The following is a 13,530-nucleotide window of genomic DNA, read 5'->3' on the forward strand; positions in this document are numbered from 1 at the left end:
TGTTTTTCTCCCGTCTCAAGGGACGAGCGCGAGGCGGATCGTCTCCGCGGCGATGGATTGACCACTGGAGCCCCAAGCGACCCGCGCCTCCACGCGATAGGCCGACCATTTGCGTTCATCGGCGCCCTCTTTTATCGGCGTCGACTCCCGGAAGCTCGGCGTCTCGAGAAAGATCGGCTCGACGGCGATGCGCCAACGAAAGCCGCCACGCTCCCCTTCCCGCGTCTCGAGAGGGCCGGCGCGATCCAACGGAGCCTCGATGAGCGAGCGCAGCAGCTGCTCCGCCACGACTCGCCCCTTGCCCTTGGCGAGCGCGCCACGCGCGTGAAACAGCTGCGGGCCGAGCGCCGCGGCGAAGGCGGTCAGCAGGGCGAGCGCGACCAGCGCCTCGATGAGGGTGAAGCCGGCGCGGCGGCGGGCTCGGTCACGGCGCATCGACGGACACTCTTCCGCTGAACCAATCGACCCGCACGTCATAGCGCGCGCGCTCTTTAGCGAAGGCGAGGACGGCGCCCGTCGAGGCGCCGTCCGGCTCGAACCGCGCGACTCCCTGCAAATTGCCGTTCGGCGCTTCTGCGGCGAGAAGATCGAGCGAGACATCTCGAGGCACGGCGACCTTTCCGCCACTCTCGCCGATCAGCACCCGCGTCGAGACATCGAGCGCGACATGACGGGGATGGCCGCTCGACATGGCGCCGAGCCGTTCGCGCCGCAGGAGCGCCGCAGCTTCGAGCGCGACCGCTTTCAGCGTCGGTCGGCCCGAGCCGAAGGTCCATGTGACGACGAGAGCGGAGACCAGCGCGACGATCATCATCACCGCCATCATCTCGACGAGCGTGAAGCCTGCGCGCCGCTCAATGTTCGACATTGGAGATATCCGCCGCCGCGCCGACGCCGCCCTCCTGCCCGTCCGAGCCGAGCGAGACGATTTCGTAAGGCGGAACATGATCGACGGGGAAACGATACATATAGGGCTTGCCCCAAGGGTCGTTGGGCAGGCGCCCGCCTTTCACATAGGGACCGTTCCAAATATCTACGTCGCTCGGCCGCTGCACGAGCGCGGCGAGCCCCTCGGAAGAGGAAGGATAGCGCCCGACGTCGATGTAGAAGAGATCGAGCGCCGAAGCGAAGCTCTCGATCTGCAAATGCGCCGTCTTCACGCGGGATTCGCCGAGATAATTGAGCACGCGCGGCCCGACGAGCCCGAGGATGAGGCTGATGATGGTGAGAACCACCAGCATTTCGACGAGCGTGTAGCCGGCGCGCGCGCCTTTCGGAACGCGACTGAGACCGCGATGCGGCGTGCGAGCGAGGGTCATTGGGCGAGATCCGTTATGCTGAGAAGAGCGCTCATGATCGAAGTGACGAGAGCGCCGACGAGAACGCTGACGACGACGATGGCCGCTGGGCCGATCGCGCCCATGAGCCGATCGAGCCCGGCGCCGAGCCGATGCTCGTAGAAATGCGTCGCATGGGCGGCGATCGCGGGCAGATCGCCGGTCTCCTCGCCGATCCGCAGCATGCGGACGGCGAGCGGCGGAAGCAGCCGCGTTTCGGCGAGCGCGTCGGCGAAACGGCGGCCGCTGCGAACCTGCTCGTGTATCCTGTCGATCGCCGCGACCGATTGTGGCTCCACTACGACATCACGTAAAATTTTCAATGTCGTCGGCAAGGACACGCCATTGCCTAGAAGAAGGCCGAGCGCTCCGATGACACGCGTCGTGCGCCAATCCTGCATAGGGCCGGCGACGCCCGGAACGCGCCCGGCCCAGGAGATCGCCGCGGCGCGCGCGCCCGGCCGCGAGAAGACGTAGAGCAGCCCCAGCGCGAGCGCCCCGCATGCGGCGAGAAAAGAATAGAGATTGGCGTGCAGCCAGGCGGAGGCCGCGAGCACGAAGGCGACGCCTCCATTCAATCGATTGCCGAGATCGTGAAAGACGGGCTCGAACTGCGGCACGACATAGAGCAGAAAGAAAAACAGCACGAGCAGCGCCGCGCCGATGAGAAACAGAGGATAGCGAATGGCCGAGCCGACGCGCTCGGAGAGCAGCTCGCGCCGCACGCGATCCTCGACGATTGCGGCGAGCACCGCTTGCAGCTTGCCAGAGGCTTCGCCAGCGCGCGCCATGGCGATATAGGCGGGATCGATGATTTGCGGGTATCGTTCCAACGCCTCCGCGAAACTCTCGCCCGAGGAGATCATCGAACGAAGCCCTGTCGCAAAGCGTTGAATAGGCTTGCTCGCATCCTCCGCCAGCGTCTGCAGGGCCGCGTCCAGCGTGAGGCCCGCGCCGACGAGCAGCGCCAATTGCCGTAGAAAGATCGTGACGTCACGCGCCGGCGCGCGCATGCCTCCAGTGGAGGCGGCGCCGAGCGTCTTTCGAGACGCAACCTCCGCCTCTATGGGCAGATGACCGAGATATTCGATGCGTCTCAGCACTTCTTCGCGTGTCGCCGCTTCGACCTCGCCGGCCACCATTTCTCCGGTTTGCGTCACTGCGCGATAGCGAAATTGCGGCATTCTAGAGACTCATGGTGACGCGGAAAATCTCGTCGATCGTCGTCTGGCCGGCGCGGCATTTGGCGACGCCGTCCTGCGTCATAGACGTCATCCCCTCGCCTTTCGCGACATTCTCCAATTCATGACCATCGACTTTCGGCCCGATGGCGGCCCGCAGCGCGGCCGAAGCCTCGATGACCTCGAAGACGCCCTTGCGGCCGCGAAAGCCGGTGAAATTGCACCACTCGCATCCTTTCGGACGATGCAGAATCTCGCCGGCGCGGAAGCCGAGCGCCGAATAGCGCGCGTCGGCTTCCAGGACGGCCTCGGTGAGCTCATGCGGCTCCTTGCAATCTGGACAGAGGATGCGCACGAGGCGCTGGCCGACGACGGCGCGCACGCAAGAGGCCAGCAGAAAGCTCTCGACTCCCATATCGATGAGGCGCGTGATCGCGCCCGCCGCCGTATTCGTGTGCAAGGTCGTCAGCACCAAATGGCCGGTGAGCGCCGCGTGAACGCCGATATGGGCCGTTTCGCCGTCGCGCATCTCGCCGACCATGATCACATCCGGGTCCTGGCGCAGAAAGGAGCGCAATGCGGCCGCAAAGGTCAGGCCTATTCCCGGATGGATCTGCATCTGATTGACGCCCGGGATTTGGTATTCGACCGGGTCCTCGACAGTGAGAATTTTGCGAGTCGGCTCGTTGATCTCGGAAAGCGATGCGGCGAGCGTCGTCGTCTTGCCGGAGCCGGTCGGCCCGGTGACGATTATCATGCCGAAAGGCGCCTGCAATGTTCGACGCAATATGGCGCCGTCGCGCTGCGACAGGCCGAGCTCGCTCAGCGCGACGACGCCGGCGCCTTTGCGCAGGAGACGGATGACCGCGCCCTCGCCATAGAGATTGGGCGAGGTCGCGACGCGTAGATCGATCTCCGCGCCGCCGACAACGATACGCGCGCGACCGTCCTGTGGCAGGCGCCGCTCGGTGATGTTCAGGCCCGCCATGATTTTGAGGCGCGACAGCAGGCCCTTGGCCATGCTCGTCGGCGGCGCCGGCGCGGGCTTCAACAGCCCATCGACGCGCATGCGGACCTGCAAAGCTCCGGCGAATGGCTCGATATGCAGATCTGTAGCGCGCTGCTCGACCGCGAGGCGCAGCAGATCGTCGAGCGCGCGCACCACGGGCGCGCCGCGTGCGAGGTCGCGAAGATCGTCGAGATCGTCGGACGCGGCTTCGGCGCTCGCTGTCTCCTCGGGCTTCGTCGTCGTCTGCTCCTGCACGGAGCCGAGCGCAGCCTCGATCTCCTCCGCCGTCGCGACGGCGATGCGCGCGCCCCGCCCGAGCGCGGTCTCCACAGCCGAGCGCATCTCGTCCTCGAGAGGCGTGGCGATGGCGAGAACCAACTCGTCGTCGCGCATGAAGGGAAAGAGGCGCCCTTCCTTGAGAAAGCGCGTCGACAAATGCCCGCCGCCGAAGGTCGCGCCAGTGAGCCCGCCGCGCGTGACGCGCTCGCAAGAGTAGAACTTCGCGAGCTCGTCGGCGAAGGCCGACGCCGATAGCTTCGTCGCGCTCGCCCAATCGAATTCGGCGGAGGCCTCGCTCCCATTGGCGCGCCGGACGGGCTCCAACGCGTCAGCCTCGCGAAGCCCGCTCTCATGGGCGAGATAATTCAAGAACGCTTCGCGGGACATCGAATTCACGTCGCCAGCCAATGCAAGATTCTTGCGCAACCGTCATATGGTATTTATACATAGCGAAGCCGTTGCGCAAGCGAATTAGCGGCGCGAATCTTGCTCGATAAGGCTTGTCGAGTCCTACGCAATATATGAATGCTCTATAGGTAGTGGTGTCGGAGTGCATAGAGTGACGCGAGTTTTTCGGTTTCGGACGGCGCATCCCGGGACGCTTCTGTTCCTGATCGCGGTCTTGTTGCAGGCCTGCTCTTCCTCCGAGCAATTGATGGGGATCGGTCCCGGCGACAGCGTCGATGTCGCCCGCATGAAGGACTTCTCCGCCTATTTTCCGACGACGAGCTCTGGCGGCTCGCGGCTCGACAAGAGCGCCGCCAGACCCGCTCTCTATCCTGGCGCGGCGGACGCTTCGCCAAAGCGCTCATCGGGCGAGGCGCCGACGGATCCCGGCGTGACGTCGCGCGGCGATGAAATAGAAATGAATTTCGAGCAGGCGGAAATTCAGGCGGTCGCCAAAGCGCTGCTCGGCGACGCGCTCGGCCTCGACTTCACCATCGATTCGCGCGTCCATGGCGCGATCACCATTGTTTCGGCGGGCCCCATCCCGAAAAAAGACGTTCTGTCCACATTCGAAAATGCAATCCGCATGTCCAACGCCGCGCTTCTCCGCGAGGGCCGGATCATTCGCATCGTTCCGCTTTCGGAAGCGAATGGAGCAGGGACGACCGCGATCGGTTCCGTGCAGCCGGGCTATGGCGTCACAATCATCCCGCTGCACAACACCTCGGCCGTCACGCTCGCCAAAACGGCGGAGAATTTTCTCGCGCGCGCCGGCGCCATCCGCGCCGACGCCGCGCGCAATCTTCTTCTCGTTCATGGAACTTCGAGTGAACGCCAAGCCGTCGTCGACATGGCCTCCGGTTTCGACGTCGAATGGCTGCGCAATCGTTCGGTCGGCATATATCCGCTGAAATCCACCTCTCCCGACAATATCATCCGTGAGCTCGAGCGAATATTCGACACGGGCGAAACCGGCCAGGGCGCCGGAACGATCGCCTTTCAGCCCATGCCCCGGATGAACGCCGTTCTCATCGTGACCCGCAATCGCCAGCTTCTCGAACGCGCGACCCTATGGCTGCGGAGGCTCGATCGATCGGATGTGAGCGGATCGACGGTGCGCGTCTATCAGCTCGTCAATGGCAATGCGACGCGCATCGCAAAGATCTTGAACGAGATATTCGTCGGCAAGGGCGCGGGCCAGGCGACGGATTCCGCTGCGAGCCAGCTCGCGCCTGGAACCAACGCCGCCCAAACCAAGCTCGATCAGCTTTCGACCGGCAGCAGCTTCTCGGGAAACGGAAGCGCTTCGGCGACTGGCTCACAGAATGGCGCGAACGGACAACAGTCCGCCGCCGGCTCCGGCGGAGGCAATCCGATCTCGGCGGCCTTCGGCAATTTCGCCGAGCAGAAGAATGCCGAAAATGAAGAGAAAAGCAATGGCGTCGGCGTCTCCGGCTCGCTGCCGAAGGGCGTATTCCAAAACATGCGCATCACGGCCGACAACGCCAACAATTCCATTGTCGTCTACTCGAGCCAAGACGACTATCTCGTCGTCGAGCGGTCGTTGCGCGCGCTCGACAAGCCGCAGATGCAGGTTTCGATCGAGGCGACGGTCGCGGAAGTGACGCTGAACGACGATCTGCAATATGGCGTGCAATATTATCTCGGAAACTCTTCGAGAGCCAATGGTTCATTGACGAACGCGACGACCGCCGCCGCGACCTCCTCGTCCTCCACCACCTCCTCCACGACGGATGTCGTATCGAACCTCGTCCTTCAACGCGTGCTGCCGGGCTTCAATTTGCTGCTGGGACCAGAGACGCAGCCTCATGTGGTGCTGAACGCCTTGACGACGCTGACCAGCGTCAAAGTGCTGTCCTCGCCCTCGCTCGTCGTATCGGACAATCAGCCGGCGCTTCTGCAAGTGGGCCAGCAAGTCCCGATTTCGACCGGATCGGCGACGGTGCTGTCGACTTCCAACACCATCGTCAACTCGATTCAAATGCGTGACACCGGCGTCATTCTGAAAGTGTGGCCACATGTGCACGCCAATGGCGTTGTCCAGCTCGAGGTCGAGCAAGAAATCTCCAATCCAGTGAGCTCGAGTCTAACTCCGACGATCTCACAGCGGCGCGTGCATTCGACGGTCTCGGTCCGAAGCGGGCAGACAGTTCTGCTCGGCGGCCTGATCAGCGAACAGGAGAATAACGTCAAGGACGGCATTCCTGGCCTTCGGCATCTCACCTATCTCGGCGATCTGTTCGGCAGCACGACCCGGAACAAGGATCGTTCCGAAATCATCATTTTCATCAAGCCCCGCATCATTCGTGACTCACTGGACGCTCAAGGCGTCGCCGAGGAGTTCCGTTCGCGCCTCGATATGATGCGGAGCGCGCCTTTGGTGGTGACTGGCAATGATGCGACGAGAATTCGCAAGTGAGTCAGCCCGAAGGGCTCTGGCGCAAATGGCGGGAGACGGACGGGCATGCTGGCTCGATACGAGGAACGAATTTCCGTGGTGAAGCACGATGTTGAGCTCGACGATCTTCTCAAAGGCCGGCATGGCGATCGCGAGATCATCGCTCTGTGTGCGTCGGTATCTGCGCTACATACTCAGTTTTCGCGGCCTTCACGGACGCTTTGCGGGCCGCCTCAAAAACGTCGCTATCAGAAAATGACTCGCCTATTTTGGCGCCTATGCGAGGACCGGCGCTCGTACCGCCTTATCTCGCCCGCAGCAGATTGAGGCGCTGTCTGCTCAGCGCGCCCAGGGCGAGCGACCTAGCTCCGGCTATGTCGAGCCACAGAGCGGCAATGCCATAGGCGAGGGCCCCGCTCGCTGCCAGCACAGTGAAAGACACGCCGCTTCGACCGGGTAGCAATGTCTCGACCGCGAGCACCGCTAACGTCATGATTGCGCTGGCGGAGATGACCCGTAGCAGCGGGCCTAAGAGCAACGGCATCGGATGGGCATGGCGTGTCATCGCGAAGGCGACGAGTAATCCGACGCCCTCCGCCAGCACGAGAGAAATCGCCGCGCCGGGCAGTCCGAAGGCCGCGGTCAGCGGCCAAAGGGAGCAGATGTTGACAGCGAGCGTCGCCGCCCCGTGAGCGATCGTCAGCTCCGGACGCTTGGCGAGGTGAAAGCTGATGTGGACATATGAATTCGAGATCGACGAGAACAGCCAGGCGAAGGCCAGGATCGGCATGATCGTCGCTGCAGTCTCGCGAAAGGCCGGCCCGAGCAGAAACGAAGCGAGATGAGGGCTTGTCAACGCCGCGCCTATCGACACGGGCAGCAAGATAGCGAGCAGAAGTTCCCCGGATTCCTCGAGGTGAAGACGCGCGGCGTCCTCGTCTCCCTCGGAGAGCGCGCGCACCGCGAGAGGGATGGCCGCCGCCGCGACGGCGCTGGAGGGGATGAGGATGATCTGGCGGATGAGATCCGCCGAGGCGCCATAGAGGCCCGCGGCGCTATCGCCTAGCGACCATGCCACGAACAGCCGATCGAGCGAGCTGTGGAAGGTGAAGACGAAGCCGGAAATCGTGATCGGAGCTCCGAGACGAAGGAAGGTCTTCAGCTTCGAGCGATCGATCGGCGCGATCGGCCGCGTCCAGATCGCTGGCGTCGAATAGGCGATCGCCACGAAATAGGCCGCGGCGGCCATTGCCAGCTGACCAACGCCGCCGCCGCCGAGCCCGGTCACGACGAGGCAGAGCCCGAAGGCTGCGACCGAACGCAATATCGAGGAGAGGACATAGGCTCTCGTCTGCAACCGCGACTTCAATAATTCCTGGCCGAGCTCGAACAGGCTGAGGCCCAGCGAAAACACCAGCGCGCAGGCCGCGCGCGCCGGGGACAGCCCGGAAAAATAGGCGACGCCGGCGACCGCCACGGGCGCCACGGCCGCCGAAAGACCATACGCGGCCAACGAGGTCGCGCGGACGTCGACGCCATCCCCCTCGGACTGAAAGCGCATGGCCGAATAGCGCACCCAGGTGAACAGCACCGCGGAAACGAAGCCGCCGACGCTGACGCCGACCACATAGACGCCATATTCGGCGGGATCGAGCAAGCGCGTGAAGGCGACGGCGCTCAGAAAGCCGAATATTCCCGAGACGGCGCTCGCAGTCAGATAGTGCGACGTATGGCGAAACAGCATTTTCGGCTCGATCTCTCCAGATTATGTGCTTTTCCAGCGCCTTGTCGCGTGAACCGGGCTCCTGCCGGACGAGCCGCGCGCGTGAGCGCCGACAAATCCTAGCCGCGGACATCTCGTATTCGGTAACGCGAGCCGCGCAACTCGCGTGCCAAAACCAGAATCGAGGAGAAAACACGCGCTATCAGCGGCGATCGGCCGAAAGCGGATCGGTTACGGCCGATCGCCTGTGCCGATATGACACGGCCGACTCCTCCGCGGCCTCAGGGGCGAACCAGATCGCGGATCGCGCGATAGAGACGCCGCGCTCTCGTTTTCTCCCGGAGCGCGTCGCTCCAATCGATCATGCTCGAATTGACGTCGTAATCCCCCCTCTGCGCATCCGGAATATCGCCGGCGACGATGCGGGCGATGAGGTTCGGCAGCTCTCGATAGAAGGCTTCCGAACGATAGGGGGGATGCAGCGAATACATGCCCTTTCCCGATCCGAGAAAGTCGATGCGGCGCAGTCCGTGGCGCCTCATGGCCGCGGTAAAGAGCTCCTCTGCCGGCAGTGACAGCGGCGATTGGCGGTAGATCCGCGCTCGAAGCCGACGCTTCGCGCTCGGCCGCACGATCTCGAGCGCGCCGACGCGCGCATCGAAGCGTCGCTGGTCGAGAACGAAAATGCGCGTGCTCACGCTATGGAAACCATAGGCAGGGTAATCGGCGGCAAGGCGCGTCGGCCTCGGCAGCGCGTCGCTTCCGGGAAAATAGCGATGCAGATCGGCGAGCGAGCCGTCGACCGTCGGCGGTCCGGGCAATGGACTGGCGAATAGCGCATCGGGCGTCCGCTCGAGCCAGCCGATGGCTTCGTCGAGCCAGGCCTGGCTTCCCCCACCAAACAGCATGTCGCTGTCCATATGCAGGATATAATCGGCATCCGCGCGGAGCAGGCCGTAGAAATAGGCGTGTAGCGGCCCGCCATCATAAGCTTTTTCCGGGACGTCCGCGTTGGAATCAAAATAGCGCCGCCGTACGGCCTCGCGCGCCTCGGGAGAATAGTCGACCTCCACGATCTCGAGATTGGAAAAACGCGCCGCGAATGTCTCGATATGATCGAAAAGCTGTCTACGATACTCGTCATAGCTCGCGCCGCGGTAACGGCCAGTGAGACTGCGCTTCGTGTCGATGGTCAGTGTGACACGCTCGACCTGACGGCCCCAGACCTCGAGCTCGTGTCCGAGCGTGTGCGCCACATGGCGAGCATCGAGCGGATGCATATTGATTTGCAGAGCTGATCGAGCGGTCATGACAGGCCTTTTCGAGAATGATCTACGTCAGATCGGATCGGCGCGCGCGGTTACGCCGTCCTGCCGGTGAAGCGGTCGATCGTCTGCATGAACGGTTTGCGTCCGAAGTCGCGATCGAGCGGAAGCGGCCGGTTGGGCAGACCGTCGCGGCGCGGGAACATATAAGGAATCCAGCTGTAGCGATCCGAAATGCCCCAGGTGAGCACGGCGTCGAGCGGGCCGGCCGCGGTCACCGTAGCGAGAAGATCGCCGACTTGGCGGGCGACGATCTGGTCTCGCTCGAGGGGAGACGGCGGCAGCTCGTTGTCGAGGACGTCGAGCTCCGTGATCAGCACCTTTACTCCCGCCGCATGGAGCTCGCCGACGAAGCGCCCGAGACCGTCGCGATCGATCGCCTTCGCCCCGCGTAAATGACATTGCAGGCCCACCGCATGGAGCGGCGCGCCGGCGTCCAAGAGGCGGAAGACGAGATTGCGGAACGCCGCCCGCTTCGCCGGAAAATGCTCGTCGCCGAATTCGACGTCATATTCGTTGAGCGCCAGCTGCGCCTGAGGATCGGCGGCGGCCGCCGTCCGAAACGCGAGCGCGAAGTGACGATCGCCGAGCAGCTCGAACCAGAGCGATGGGCGACGATCCGTCGGACGGCGCGCGACGTCTGGAATCGCTTCGTTGACCACGTCCCACGAACGGATGCGCCCGCGGTAACGGGAGACGACCGTTTCGATATGGTCGACGAGCGCGCGCTCCGCTTTCGCCGGCGTGTCGATCGCCTTCGTCCACTCCGGCATCGAAGCATACCAGACGAGCGTATGGCCGCGCATGGAGAGCCCGTTGCGCTGCGCGAACGACATCAGCGAATCGGCGCGCTCGAAAGCGAAGGTCGAGGCGTTCGGCCGCAACCTGCTCCATTTCAACTCGTCGACGGGCACGATCAAACTGCACAGCTCGGCGATCGCCGCCCCGAGGCGCGGATCGGAATCGAGATCGGCCAGTCCGAGCGCCGCGCCATAGGGCACTCGCCGCTGCGCTTTCCTCGACGAGGACGTCGCCGCATTCGCAGCTGCGGGCGTCGCCGCGAATGCCGCGGCTCCGAGGCAGGAGGTCAGGACGTTGCGTCTGTTCCACTTCATGAAGAAGCAATCTCTCTTTGAGAAGAACGTGGCTTCGGATGGCCATCGCAGCAAAATTCGATCCAGCAGCGGCCGACCTGAGGAAAACCGCGCCAAAGCGGACTTGGTCCGACTCGAACGCCAGAACACGCAGAAATTGGTCTAGTGGTTGCTGCTTCCGACCGGCATCCGCCCGAAACGGTTCTTTTTGATACAGGTTCGGGTTCAGCTGGAACGAGTTTGGAAGGTGATGTGAATGAGCGTCAGCGTGGTCATTCCAGTCAAGAACGGCGCGCGCTTCATCGCAGAAGCGGTCGAGAGCGCCTGCGTCCAAGCCGAGGTCGGGCTGATCGTCGTGGTCGATGACGGCTCCTCCGACAGCACCGTCGATATCGTCCGCGCCATGAGCGATCCGCGCATTGTTTTGATCGAGAATGCTCGGCAAGGTGTTTCCGCCGCACGTAACTCGGGTCTCGACGAAGTGGTGTCGAGAGGCTGCTCGCACGCTGCCGCATCCTGGGTCGTTTTCCTCGATGCCGACGATCGCTTGCGCTCGGGCGCGGTGTCCCAATTGCTTGCCGGCGTCGATGACGATTGCGTCGCGGTCTACGGCGACTACGATCGGATCGATGAGAACGGAGCGTTCATCGGGCGCCGACGATTCATCCGCGGCAAGCGCAAACCCAGCGGAGACCTCCTCGGACGGATTCTCGCTGGAAACTTTCTGGTCAACGGCGGCGTGATGCTGATCCGCATCGACGTCTTTCACAGTATCGGTGGTTTCGACGAGACGCTTCGCCACTGCGAAGATTGGCACGCATTCTGCCGATTGGCGGCAACCGGCCGGATCGTCTGGCGGCCGAACGCCCATGTGCTCGATTATCGCGTTCACCGTCGCGGTACGATGATGGACCCATCTATCGACTATCGCCGATATGAGACGGCATTGGAGCGCGTTTTCGCGGATCCGCTGATCTGCGGACGCTTCGACTCCCGTCGACTGGCGCGTCTGCGCCGCAGATCAGAAGCGCATCTGCGCACCTATCTCGCTTGCCAGACGTTCCGCTCTGGAGCCTATCTGCGGGCAGTTCGCCAAGCAACACGAGCGATTATGGCGCTTCCATCGCACGCGCCGAAGGTCGTGCTTCGACTGGTCGGGGCCGCAGCAGGAATTTAGAGCGCATCCCCATCGGACGCCCGCTCGCCTTCCACGGGCACACAGGAGAATAGAAAGTGTCGGGTTCTCAGACCGAATCGAAGGTTGCAGCAGTCGTCTGCGTTCCAACATTTCGCCGCCCGATGCATCTCGAAAAGACGCTCGCCTCGCTCGCCCATCAAGCCGAGGGCGTGAATTTCGCGGTCGTGGTCGTCGAAAACGACAACGAACGTCGCGAAGGCGAGGCCGTCGCAGACGCCTTTTTGAAATCGGGGGCGCTTCGAGGAGTGTGCGTCGTCGAGCCACAACGGGGAAATTGCCGGGCGATCAATCGCGCCTTCGAAACTGCTCTCGATAGTTTCCCGAGCGCCGAATTCATTCTCATGATCGACGATGACGAGATTGCGAGCCCATTATGGCTTCTGGAGATGGCGGGTGGGGCGCGACAGAGCGGCGCCGACATCGTCGGCGGGCCGGTCGTTCGCTCCTTCGAGACCGCTCCCGATCGCGCGGCCATGCTTCATCCGGTGTTCGACCCAGGGCTTTCTTTCTCCCGTTTCATTCCCTCGCTTCTCGGCTCAGGAAATTGTCTGATCCGACGCCATGTGTTCGAATCCTTCGACGCCCCTTACTTCGACCTCCGATTCAATTTTCTCGGCGGCGGCGACATGGATTTCTTCAATCGATGCCGCCTGAAAGGATTCACCACCTATTGGAGCAATGATGCGATCGTGACCGAGAGCGTTCCGGCGCAGCGCATGGAGGCCGGCTGGATCCTGCGCCGCGGCCTCGCCATTGGCGCAATCAACTATCAGATCGACTGCAAGCGCTATCCGAGCCGTCTCGGTCGCTCACTGATCTTCATCAAGAATTTCTTTACGCTCCCTCTCTCGGCGTTGCGCGCTGTCTCGATGTTTCAGCGAACGCGCTGCCTATTGCCGACATTGCATCCGATCTGCGTCGCCACGGGACGCAATCTCGCGGCGTTCGGCTTTTCACCCAGCCCATATAAGCAGCCGAGCAGACCGAACGCACCGCCGAGAGACTTACCCCACCCGTCGCTGTGACGTCGCCGCGCACGCACAAGATGGCGCAGTTCTGGTGCAAACGACGCGAGAGAGTGGCGGCTCCTTTCGCGATCTCGACGATCTGAACGCGCAGCTTCGGAAATGGCTCGACACGCGGTCGGAATCGTCCTGCCTGCATTGATCGGCGTCGAGCCGGGCCTCACGCCGCTCGCTGCGGCGGGATTTTCCATCTCCAAATCTTGGCGATCGGCTTCCATATCATGCGCGGTGAGACGAACGCGTTGTCGACGAATCTTCCTCTCCTCGGCCTATCGCTGTTCGTGCTGTGGGGCTGGATCAGGCGGCCGCCTGTCGCGTCACGCGGCAGGTGAGGCGCTCGGGATCGACACGCACGCCTCGCAACTGCAACGCCGAGCCATGCGCGCCGCCCTTTCATTTCGGAATGGCGGCGCGCTCAGCGTTTCATCGGCGACGTTTCGACCCGTATCGACGCCGCCCAGGCCGACGCGGCAGCGCGGCGGTTCGCCCGACT

Annotated in this window: 11 protein-coding genes; 3 read left to right on the forward strand and 8 right to left on the reverse strand. The window is 63.2% G+C overall.

The features are described 5' to 3' along the window. Positions 1 to 15: 15 nt before the first annotated feature. Genes GYH34_RS21305 through GYH34_RS21325 form a run of 5 tightly spaced genes read right to left on the reverse strand, consistent with a single transcriptional unit; the run spans position 16 to position 4,193 of the window. Positions 16 to 435, reverse strand: coding sequence for a prepilin-type N-terminal cleavage/methylation domain-containing protein (locus tag GYH34_RS21305; RefSeq protein WP_161915548.1), 420 nt, complete (start codon positions 433 to 435; stop codon positions 16 to 18). Next, a complete protein-coding gene (locus GYH34_RS21310; protein WP_161915549.1) occupies positions 425 to 868 on the reverse strand; it encodes a type II secretion system protein in 444 nt (147 codons plus the stop codon). The genes GYH34_RS21305 and GYH34_RS21310 overlap by 11 nt, the downstream gene beginning before the upstream one ends. Continuing rightward, positions 855 to 1,319, reverse strand: a complete 465-nt coding sequence (gene gspG, locus GYH34_RS21315) for a type II secretion system major pseudopilin GspG (protein WP_161915550.1) — start codon at positions 1,317 to 1,319, stop codon at positions 855 to 857. The genes GYH34_RS21310 and gspG overlap by 14 nt, the downstream gene beginning before the upstream one ends. Beyond that, a complete protein-coding gene (locus GYH34_RS21320; RefSeq protein ID WP_244635445.1) occupies positions 1,316 to 2,521 on the reverse strand; it encodes a type II secretion system F family protein in 1,206 nt (401 codons plus the stop codon). The genes gspG and GYH34_RS21320 overlap by 4 nt, the downstream gene beginning before the upstream one ends. 1 nt (position 2,522) lies before the next feature. After that, positions 2,523 to 4,193 carry a GspE/PulE family protein gene (locus GYH34_RS21325; protein ID WP_161915551.1) on the reverse strand — a complete coding sequence of 557 codons (1,671 nt, stop codon included), beginning with the start codon at positions 4,191 to 4,193 and terminating at the stop codon, positions 2,523 to 2,525. 172 nt (positions 4,194 to 4,365) lie between these two features. On the opposite strand from GYH34_RS21325, the gene gspD reads away from it, so the two are divergent. Beyond that, entirely contained in the window at positions 4,366 to 6,693 is a 2,328-nt protein-coding gene (gene gspD, locus GYH34_RS21330; RefSeq protein WP_244635446.1) for a type II secretion system secretin GspD, read from the forward strand. A 283-nt stretch (positions 6,694 to 6,976) separates the two neighbouring features. On the opposite strand, the gene GYH34_RS21335 is transcribed toward gspD, so the two are convergent. From GYH34_RS21335 to GYH34_RS21345, 3 genes are all read right to left on the reverse strand, one after another. Next, on the reverse strand, positions 6,977 to 8,416 hold the full coding sequence (locus GYH34_RS21335) for an oligosaccharide flippase family protein (protein ID WP_161915552.1): 1,440 nt from the start codon (positions 8,414 to 8,416) through the stop codon (positions 6,977 to 6,979). Between the two features lie 260 nt (positions 8,417 to 8,676). Next, complete coding sequence (locus GYH34_RS21340; RefSeq protein WP_161915553.1) at positions 8,677 to 9,705, reverse strand: glycosyltransferase family 2 protein; 1,029 nt, start codon at positions 9,703 to 9,705, stop codon at positions 8,677 to 8,679. Positions 9,706 to 9,755: 50 nt separating this feature from the next. After that, entirely contained in the window at positions 9,756 to 10,835 is a 1,080-nt protein-coding gene (locus GYH34_RS21345) for an endo-1,4-beta-xylanase (RefSeq protein ID WP_161915554.1), read from the reverse strand. 235 nt (positions 10,836 to 11,070) lie between these two features. Between GYH34_RS21345 and GYH34_RS21350 the strand changes: the two genes are divergently transcribed. Both GYH34_RS21350 and GYH34_RS21355 read left to right on the forward strand, forming a co-directional pair. Further along, entirely contained in the window at positions 11,071 to 11,991 is a 921-nt protein-coding gene (locus tag GYH34_RS21350; RefSeq protein WP_161915555.1) for a glycosyltransferase, read from the forward strand. Between the two features lie 122 nt (positions 11,992 to 12,113). After that, positions 12,114 to 13,037: a glycosyltransferase gene (locus tag GYH34_RS21355; protein ID WP_161915556.1), complete on the forward strand. Its 924-nt coding sequence runs from the start codon at positions 12,114 to 12,116 to the stop codon at positions 13,035 to 13,037. Positions 13,038 to 13,530: the final 493 nt, after the last annotated feature.

It is taken from the genome of Methylosinus sp. C49 (genome assembly GCF_009936375.1).
Classification (GTDB): domain Bacteria; phylum Pseudomonadota; class Alphaproteobacteria; order Rhizobiales; family Beijerinckiaceae; genus Methylosinus.